9 protein-coding genes and 1 tRNA gene are annotated in these 7,278 nt (G+C 63.5%); 7 read left to right on the top strand and 3 right to left on the bottom strand.

Features of this window, described 5'->3' with window-relative positions:
- Positions 1 to 622, bottom strand: a 622-nt coding sequence (locus tag A3736_RS10920) for an MFS transporter (RefSeq protein ID WP_156502091.1), incomplete at its 3' end; no start/stop codon positions are given.
- 267 nt (positions 623 to 889) lie between these two features.
- Between A3736_RS10920 and A3736_RS10915 the strand changes: the two genes are divergently transcribed.
- Entirely contained in the window at positions 890 to 1,795 is a 906-nt protein-coding gene (locus tag A3736_RS10915; protein ID WP_067682883.1) for a fructose bisphosphate aldolase, read from the top strand.
- Positions 1,796 to 1,797: 2 nt separating this feature from the next.
- On the opposite strand, the gene A3736_RS10910 is transcribed toward A3736_RS10915, so the two are convergent.
- The gene (locus tag A3736_RS10910) at positions 1,798 to 2,196 is read right to left on the bottom strand and encodes a hypothetical protein (protein WP_067682881.1); all 399 of its coding nucleotides are present in this window, start codon (positions 2,194 to 2,196) and stop codon (positions 1,798 to 1,800) included.
- Positions 2,197 to 2,273: 77 nt separating this feature from the next.
- Between A3736_RS10910 and thiE the strand changes: the two genes are divergently transcribed.
- Genes thiE through A3736_RS10895 form a run of 3 tightly spaced genes read left to right on the top strand, consistent with a single transcriptional unit; the run spans position 2,274 to position 5,003 of the window.
- A complete protein-coding gene (gene thiE, locus A3736_RS10905; RefSeq protein ID WP_067682889.1) occupies positions 2,274 to 2,915 on the top strand; it encodes a thiamine phosphate synthase in 642 nt (213 codons plus the stop codon).
- A gap of 53 nt (positions 2,916 to 2,968) precedes the next feature.
- A complete protein-coding gene (locus tag A3736_RS10900) occupies positions 2,969 to 4,255 on the top strand; it encodes a L,D-transpeptidase family protein (RefSeq protein ID WP_067682879.1) in 1,287 nt (428 codons plus the stop codon).
- Positions 4,256 to 4,286: 31 nt separating this feature from the next.
- Positions 4,287 to 5,003: a M23 family metallopeptidase gene (locus A3736_RS10895; RefSeq protein ID WP_082851446.1), complete on the top strand. Its 717-nt coding sequence runs from the start codon at positions 4,287 to 4,289 to the stop codon at positions 5,001 to 5,003.
- 3 nt (positions 5,004 to 5,006) lie between these two features.
- On the opposite strand, the gene A3736_RS10890 is transcribed toward A3736_RS10895, so the two are convergent.
- On the bottom strand, positions 5,007 to 5,387 hold the full coding sequence (locus tag A3736_RS10890) for an elongation factor P (protein WP_156502090.1): 381 nt from the start codon (positions 5,385 to 5,387) through the stop codon (positions 5,007 to 5,009).
- Positions 5,388 to 5,541: 154 nt separating this feature from the next.
- On the opposite strand from A3736_RS10890, the gene efp reads away from it, so the two are divergent.
- The 3 genes from efp to A3736_RS10875 all read left to right on the top strand — a co-directional run bounded on the left by efp (position 5,542) and on the right by A3736_RS10875 (position 7,083).
- Entirely contained in the window at positions 5,542 to 6,105 is a 564-nt protein-coding gene (gene efp / locus A3736_RS10885) for an elongation factor P (RefSeq protein ID WP_067682877.1), read from the top strand.
- A 9-nt stretch (positions 6,106 to 6,114) separates the two neighbouring features.
- Positions 6,115 to 6,936: an inositol monophosphatase family protein gene (locus tag A3736_RS10880; protein ID WP_067682875.1), complete on the top strand. Its 822-nt coding sequence runs from the start codon at positions 6,115 to 6,117 to the stop codon at positions 6,934 to 6,936.
- 62 nt (positions 6,937 to 6,998) lie between these two features.
- A tRNA-Leu gene (locus A3736_RS10875) sits at positions 6,999 to 7,083 on the top strand.
- The last annotated feature ends 195 nt before the right edge of the window (positions 7,084 to 7,278 follow it).

Genomic DNA, 7,278 nt, shown 5'->3' with positions numbered 1-7,278 from the left:
CCACTGCAAAAGCGGCGAATGCAGCGATCGCCGCCGGAATGAATACGGCGCGCGCCTCATCGGGAATGCGCGGGAAGGAATAATCGATCGCGCGGCTGCGGTCGCTGGCAATCGTCCGGGCGCTCAGCATCAGGATACCGAAAGCCACCGCGATCAGGGCGAGATGGACGAGGAACGGCGTGTGCAGCGGCCGCGTCGCCAATTCGCCGACGAATCCGGCCAAAACCGATCCGAAGGCCAGGCCGCCCACATTTGCGCAAGCCGCCAGCAGCGAGCCTGCCTCCTCGTGTTCTTCGGAAAGCTGGTCGATGAGAGCAAGCGATCCGATGGCGACGAACACGCCGACGCCCGCGCCCGAAAGAAATCGCCCCAGCATCAGCGGTGGCAGACCGCTCGCGAAATAGAATGCGATGTCGGCCAGAAGGATCGCGGCGAGCGCCGCGCCGAGCAGCAATTTCCGGCCGAATTTTCGCGAGAGAGACCCGCCCAGCCACATCATCCCAAGCGCGCCGACGACATAGATCGCGAAGACGAGCGTGAGAGTGAAGGACGAGAGGATCCGCTTTTCGATATAGGTCGGAAAGAGCGGGGTCAGCTGTGTCGCGCCCGAAAGAGCCGCCATCAGTACGATGGCAAGCGCGATCGCGCCGCGCCAGCCGCCGCTACCGCGTAATTCGTTACCGGATCTATCGGGGATGAACTGTCTCCGCCTGCGAGCCCCACGCGGCCCGCTCCGTTTTGCGTAATACGCTCAACTCCGCGTTTAGTTCGCTGCCTAGCGACGACCCGCTCGAATCTGGACGAACCCGCCCACCGCCTTGCCGCTGGGAAACGGTATGGCTAAGGGCTTCTGCATACGAATGCATCCACGGATCGTGAGGACGGATTTATGAATTTCGAAGAGATGACCGCGCGCATGCGTGACGGGCAGGGCTTTATCGCGGCGCTGGACCAGTCCGGCGGCTCCACCCCCAAGGCGCTGCAATCCTATGGCGTCGAGGATAGCGAGTGGGACGGCGACGAGGAGATGTTCGCCAAGATCCACGAGATGCGCTGCCGCATCGTCGAATCGCCCAGCTTTTCCGACGGACGCGTCATCGGCGCGATCCTGTTCGAAAAGACGATGGAGGGTTGCTCCAAGGACGGCTCGCCCATTCCGGCCCTGCTCTCGCGCCGCGGCATTGTGCCGTTCCTGAAGGTCGACAAGGGTATGCACGACACCGAAAACGGCGTGCAGCTGATGAAAGAGATGCCGACGCTGGCGAAAGACTGCGCGCGGGCCAAGGAATTGGGCGTGTTCGGCACGAAGATGCGTTCGGTCATCCATGAAGCCGATCAGAAGGGCATCGCCGAGAATATCCGCCAGCAGATGGATTTCGGCCTCGAAATTCTGGATCAGGGCCTCGTTCCGATCCTGGAACCCGAAGTGAGCCTGAAGAGCGACAGCCGCGTCCAGGCCGAAGCGCTGGTGCTATCCAACGCGCTCGACCAGATGGAGCGCGTGCCCGAAGGCAAGCAGGTGATGTGGAAGCTCACGATTCCGAGCGAGCCGAACCTCTACAAGCCGTTGATCGATCATCCGCAGGTGCTGCGCGTCGTCGCGCTTTCGGGCGGTTACAGCCGTGAAGACGCCTGCCGCGAGCTGGCCAAGAACGACGGCATGATCGCAAGCTTCAGCCGCGCGCTGCTCGAAGTTCTGCAGGCGAAGATGGACGATCAGCAATTCGACCAGGCGCTCGGCAATGCGATCGAAGAGATCTCGTGTGCCAGTACCGGGGACAGCACCGGCGCCTGAATTCAGCGCGCCGCATAGGTGAAGCGATAGGCGCCGGGCGGGATGGTCTGCCCGGCTACCTGTGCCGGCATGGCTTCGCCCAGCACATAGGTCCGGTTCATGACCGTATAGGGCTCGCCCAGAGTCATTGGCACGGTCTGCTTCCAATGCGTCGCCGTGATGCGCGTCGACACGATAAGCCTGCCCGCATGGACGCAGCGTGCGTTTTGCGGGCAGCGACTGTCTTCGACCACGCTCAGCGGCGTGAGGATCGTGTCTCCCTGCCAGACCGATTCTCCCAAAGCGACGGCGGTGCCCTGCGCCTGCGCTTCGCCGCCGACCATGGGCGTGTCCGGCACGATTGCGCATCCCGATGCGATGAGAGGTGTCAGGAGAGCGAGCGGGGCGAGGGTGCGGATCATTGGGCTGTCTGGCGCCCAAACCGCTTTCGACAGGCTGAATATCGACGGGCGCGCTCGGTAAGGCTAGGGGCGTGGCGATGACCGATCCCAACGCCGAACTCTCGACCCAGCTTTACCTGATCTCGCCGCTCGACGTGTCCGGCGAATTTCCGCAGCGCCTCGAACGCGCGCTCGACGCGGTGCCGGGGCTGGTGACTGCGTTTCAGTTTCGCGTGAAGGATATCGACCAGCACGAGGCCGCACGCCTTGCCGAACCTCTGCAGGCCATCTGCGCCGCGCGCGAAGTCGCGTTCATCGTCAACGATTCGATTCCTCTCGCCAAGCGCCTGGGTGCGGACGGTGTCCATCTCGGCCAGAAGGACGGCACCGTGGAAGAAGCGCGCGAGGAACTGGGGCGCGAGGCGCAGATCGGCGTCACCTGCCATGCCAGCCGTCACCTCGCACTGGAGGCGGGCGAAGCGGGCGCTGACTATGTCGCCTTCGGAGCGTTCTTTCCCAGCACGACCAAGCAGAGCGAGCATCGCCCCGAGCCCGAGCTCGTGGAATGGTGGACGGGCCTCATCGAAATACCCTGCGTCGCCATCGGCGGCATCACGCCCGAAAACTGCAGGCCGCTGATCGAGGCGGGGGCGGATTTCCTCGCCGTGTCCGGTGCGGTCTGGAACGAAGACGAAGTGGCCAGCGTGAAAGCCTTTGCGGAGCAAATCGCGGCTTCGTGAGTAGTCATCCCCGAAGCGGACCTTCAATTCGTGTGTCCGTTCAGGAGATTACCATGCGCCACCTCGTTTTCGCCGCCGTATCCTCGCTGGCCCTCGCCGCATGCAGCATGAGCGGGCAGGACAACGATACCGGTGAGGAAACCACCGCCAGCGCGGATAGCGGATCCGATTACGGATACGACACCTATAGCGACGACAATCTGGCGGACTCGATGGCGTCCGACGATCAGGCGATGACGCGTACCAGCGCCGAGGCCGACGGCAATTCGAGCAATATGGGCTCCGCCGACGCGATCCCCGATCCCGAAGATCGCCCGATCATGCAGGCGCAGGTGGTGCTCGACCGGATCGGCTTCGGTCCCGGCGTGATCGACGGCAAGATGGGCATGAGCACCGAGAACGCGCTGATGGGTTTCCAGGAAGCGAACGATCTCGACACGACGGGTGAGCTGGACGAAGCGACCAAACAGGCGCTGTCCGAATGGGAGCGGATTCCGGCCACGCGCGTCGTCACCATTCCCGAGAATTGGGGCGAGGTCGACTACGTCTCAATCCCCGAAGATACCGCCGCGAAGGCTAAGATGGAACGCCTCGGCTACACCTCGCTCGACGAGAAGCTTGCCGAACGCTTTCACACGACGATCGATGTGCTGAAGCAGCTCAATCCCAATGGCCGACCGGCCGGCATGGAGGGACAGGGCACGGCCTCGCCGACGCCCAGTTCGACTGCCACTGCGACTCCGACCCCGACTCCGACTTCGAGCGCGCCCGGCTCCAGCGCGCAGACCGCCCAGGCAGCGGCGGAAAGCTTCTTCCGCCCCGGCCAGCGTATCCGCGTCCCCAATATCGGCGGTGACCGGATCGAACCTGGCGCGATCGCCGATCGCGGCTGGCAGAGAACGCTCGCCGCGCTGGGCGTCGGTAGCGACCAGCCCGAAGTGGACCGCATCGTGGTCAGCAAGGCAGGCAAAACCTTGAAGGCCTATCAGGGCGACAAGCTCGTCGCGCTTTTCACGGTCAGTTCCGGGTCCAGTCAGTTTCCGCTGCCCATCGGCGAGTGGGATATCGAGGGCGAAGCCTATAACCCGACCTACAGCTACGATCCGGAAGTCCTCGGCGACGGGGAAGGCGAAACCTATCAATTGCCGCCGGGCCCCAACGGACCGGTCGGCGTCGTCTGGATCGATCTCAGCAAGGAACATTACGGGATTCACGGCACGCCGGATCCCGAAACCATCGGCCGTGCGCAATCGAGCGGCTGCGTCCGCCTGACCAATTGGGATGCGGCGCGGTTGGCTGGCATGGTGTCGCAATCGACGCGGGTGATATTCGAAGCGTGACGGCATCGCCGGTGCAGGCTATCGTCATGCAATGAAGTTCGCCGATCGCATACTCACTGTCATCATCACCGCCACGGTCACCAGCATGGTCTGGATCGTGGCGGGTGGTAGCCTGATCGAGAATGCGGGCAGCGACAGCCAGCTCGAAAAGACAAGCCCCGCCAAGGCTGCACCGAGCCCCAGCCCGGATCCCGGCCCGAGCGATCCAGCCTCGTCAGAGCAGGCAGGTCTCGAAACCCCGATTTCGGATCAGGCGCGCAACGCCGCGGCACTCAACACCAGAGTCGCGCGCGCACCGGCGGAAGAATCGACCGCCGGCCTGTTGATCCCGGTACTGAACGTGAAGCCGAGCGATCTGAGCGATACGTTCACCGATTCGCGCGGTGGAGGCACGCGCTTGCACGAGGCAATCGACATCATGGCTCCGCGCGGCACCAGCGTGGTGGCCGCCGCTCCCGGCACGATCGAACGCCTGTTCCGGTCCGATGCGGGCGGCAACACGATTTATGTCCGCTCGTCAGATGGCGAAACGATCCATTATTACGCCCACATGGACGAATATGCCGAGGGTCTGCGCGAAGGGCAGCGCGTGCGGCGCGGGCAGCGGCTGGGCACGGTCGGCAGCTCCGGCAACGCTTCGCCCGAAGCGCCGCATCTCCATTTCGCCATCCTCCAGACGACGCCCGACGCCGAATGGTGGGAGCCGGCCAACGCGATCAATCCGTACCCGATCCTCTCGCAGCGATAGGTTTCAGCGCGTCGCCCGATTGCAGCGCACGCGGCCCAGCGTCCCGTCGGACTTCACCTGCTGCAAGAGCCCGCCGGACACGCGCCGCAATCGCATGTCCTTGAGCGGGCCGCGCGTGAAAACCATCGTATCGCCGTCCAGCAGGTAGATACCCTTGCCGGACTTATGGACATAGCGCGAGGCGCTGGTGATACGGAAAGACAGATCCGGGACCGGAACGTAAGCCTGGCCCTGGGCATCGCCGGGAAGGGCGCATTGATAGCGGCCCTGCGGCAGAACGCCGATATCGCGTGCGGCCGCACGGCCTGTGGTCGGAACGAGCGTGGCGAAAAGGGCCATGATGATTGGGATGGGGCGAACCGTCATCCCTCCGATATAGGCCATCGCGCCGCCCCATGCCACCTATCCGGCGCTCGCCAGGATGACCCATACGGCGCGCAGGGTTTCGCCAGCCTTGTTGTTCGACGCATGCTCGGCTAAGCGCGCGCCATACTTGCACGGGCAATCCATCGGCCCGGCACAGACGAAGGCATATCCCATGAAGATCAGCGGCGTGGACATCCGTCCCGGCAACATTCTCGAATATGAAGGCGGCATCTGGAAAGTCGCCAAGATCCAGCATACCCAGCCGGGCAAGGGCGGGGCCTACATGCAGGTCGAGATGAAGAACCTGCAGGACGGTCGCAAGACGAACGTCCGCTTCCGCAGCGCCGACACGGTCGAGAAGGTGCGGCTCGACACCAAGGACTACCAGTTCCTCTACGAAGACGGCGACATGCTCGTGTTCATGGACCAGGAAACCTGCGAGCAGATCATGCTGCCGAGCGATCTCCTCGGCGATGCGCGTCCGTTCCTGCAGGACGGAATGCAGGCGAAGCTCGAATTGTGGGAAGAAAAGGCCATCAGCGTCGAACTGCCTTCGCAGGTCGAGGCCACCATCGTGGAAGCCGACGCCGTGGTGAAGGGGCAGACCGCTTCGTCCAGCTACAAGCCCGCCGTGCTCGACAATGGCGTGCGCATCATGGTCCCGCCGCATATCGAAAGCGGCACGCGGATCGTGGTCGACGTGTACGAACAGAGCTACGTCGGCAAGGCGAGCTAGGACTTTATCATGGCAGCGATTTCCGGTCTCATCCGGGTAATGGAAAAGGCCGCGCGCAAGGCGGGTGGCCGGATGCGGCGCGACTTCGGCGAGGTCGAGCACCTTCAGGTCAGCCAGAAGGGCCCGGCCGATTTCGTCAGCAAGGCGGATATGCGTGCCGAACGCACTTTGTACGACGAATTGCTGGCCGCGCGTCCCGATTGGGGCTTCGTGCTGGAAGAAGCGGGCGTCATCGAAGGCGATCCCGACAAGCCGCGCTGGATCATCGATCCGCTCGACGGGACCAGCAATTTCATCCACGGCATTCCCCATTTCGCGATCTCCATCGCGGTGCAGGAACCCAAATTGGGCGGCGGCGGATGGGGCGATGTGACTGCCGGGGTGGTCTATCAACCGATCACCGACGAGACGTTCTGGGCGGAAAAGAGCCGGGGCGCCTGGCTCCACGATGCGCGCCTGCGCGTGTCCGGCCGTCGCAATCTCAGCGAATCGCTGGTCGCCACCGGCATGCCGTTTCAGGGCCACGGCGATTTTTCCGAATGGACCAAGATCTTCGCCGCGATCGGCCCGCAGGTTGCGGGCATTCGCCGCTTCGGTGCCGCATCCCTCGATCTCGCCTGGCTTGCCGCCGGGCGTTTCGACGGGTTCTGGGAAAGCGGCCTCAACGATTGGGATACGGCGGCGGGCTGCCTGATCGTGCGCGAGGCGGGCGGTTTCGTCAGCGATTTCCGTGGGCGATCCATGCCGATCCATTCCGATCAGGTTTTGGCCGCAAACGATGCGCTGCATTCCAAACTGCACAAGCTGCTGGTCGGCGCGCTCAAGAAGTAAGTCTTCGCGCAAAGGGGAGGATTGTGTTCCTCCCTCCTCTTCGCTATCCGCGCCGCTTCCGTGCCTCCGTGGCGGAATTGGTAGACGCGCTCGACTCAAAATCGAGTTTCTAACGAAGTGCCGGTTCGAGTCCGGCCGGGGGTACCATTCCTGTAGCGCTACCGCTGCGCTGCATGAGCGCTGGATTACCATTCCTGTAGCGCTACCGCTGCGCTGCATGAGCGCTGGATTACCATTCCTGTAGCGCTACCGCTGCGCTGCATGAGCGCTGGATTTAAGCCGCTATCGCTTCTCTGCCTGAGCGGGTTTTTTCTGCGCTACCGCGCCGCGCGCTACTTGAGC

Source organism: Erythrobacter sp. HI0063, assembly GCF_001635685.1.
Taxonomy (GTDB): Bacteria; Pseudomonadota; Alphaproteobacteria; order Sphingomonadales; family Sphingomonadaceae; genus Qipengyuania.
This window is presented reverse-complemented; position numbering and strand designations above follow the sequence as displayed.

Bases quoted from the DNA above. Each gene is read 5' to 3' on its own strand.
- A3736_RS10915 (WP_067682883.1), top strand. From the start codon at position 890: ATGAATTTCGAAGAGATGACCGCGCGCATGCGTGACGGGCAGGGCTTT.
- A3736_RS10910 (WP_067682881.1), bottom strand. From the start codon at position 2,196: ATGATCCGCACCCTCGCCCCGCTCGCTCTCCTGACACCTCTCATCGCA.
- thiE (WP_067682889.1), top strand. From the start codon at position 2,274: ATGACCGATCCCAACGCCGAACTCTCGACCCAGCTTTACCTGATCTCG.
- A3736_RS10900 (WP_067682879.1), top strand. From the start codon at position 2,969: ATGCGCCACCTCGTTTTCGCCGCCGTATCCTCGCTGGCCCTCGCCGCA.
- A3736_RS10895 (WP_082851446.1), top strand. From the start codon at position 4,287: ATGAAGTTCGCCGATCGCATACTCACTGTCATCATCACCGCCACGGTC.
- A3736_RS10890 (WP_156502090.1), bottom strand. From the start codon at position 5,387: ATGGCCTATATCGGAGGGATGACGGTTCGCCCCATCCCAATCATCATG.
- efp (WP_067682877.1), top strand. From the start codon at position 5,542: ATGAAGATCAGCGGCGTGGACATCCGTCCCGGCAACATTCTCGAATAT.
- A3736_RS10880 (WP_067682875.1), top strand. From the start codon at position 6,115: ATGGCAGCGATTTCCGGTCTCATCCGGGTAATGGAAAAGGCCGCGCGC.